2 protein-coding genes are annotated in these 620 nt (G+C 70.5%); one reads left to right on the forward strand and one right to left on the reverse strand.

Annotated features, from left to right (window positions below):
- Positions 1 to 182 (reverse strand): winged helix-turn-helix transcriptional regulator (locus DW299_RS00965; protein ID WP_240745276.1); only part of this gene is annotated, 182 nt, incomplete at its 3' end.
- A 114-nt stretch (positions 183 to 296) separates the two neighbouring features.
- Here DW299_RS00965 and DW299_RS00970 point away from each other — a divergent pair.
- On the forward strand, positions 297 to 620 hold a 324-nt coding region (locus DW299_RS00970), incomplete at its 3' end, for a Gfo/Idh/MocA family protein (RefSeq protein WP_168443049.1).

Here is a 620-nt window from a genome sequence, read left to right on the forward strand (position 1 = left end):
CCCGCCGGCCGCAGGAGCCCGGCGGCGAGGAGCGCGTCGACACGGAGGGCGACCGTCGAGCGGGCGAGTCCGGTGAGCGCCGCGAGCTCGGCCTTGGTGCGCGCCTGGCCGTCGCGGAGGATCTGGAAGATCTCGCCCGTCCCCGGGGAGGGCACCGTGACCGGCCTCAGCACGTCAACCATTCGGTCAGTAAACCACAGCACTTCGGAGTGCAGACGCAGAACTTCGAATTCGGTTCGAACAACTTTTGACGAAAAGCTAGCAAAAGTCGTTCGGGGTGTGTCAGACTCCCCGACATGACAACGGATGTCACAGACACCGGTCTCGGGACGATCCGAGCCGGCATCCTCGGCGGGGGATTCATGGCCCGCGTCCACCGCGCGGCAGCGCGCGACGCAGGGGGAGAGCTGCGGGCGATCGCCACCCGGTCGGCCGCGGGCGGACGCGATGCGGCGCAGGCCCTGGGGGCCGAGCGGGCGGAGGTCGACGCCGACGCCCTCCTCGACGCCGACGACATCGACGTGGTGCACATCTGCACCCCCAACGCCACGCACGCCGACCTCGCGCGCCGCGCGCTGCACGCCGGCAAGCACGTGATCTGCGAGAAGCCGCTCGCGACC

The sequence above is a fragment of the Microbacterium sp. K35 genome (assembly GCF_004794375.1).
Lineage (GTDB): Bacteria > Actinomycetota > Actinomycetes > Actinomycetales > Microbacteriaceae > Microbacterium > Microbacterium sufflavum.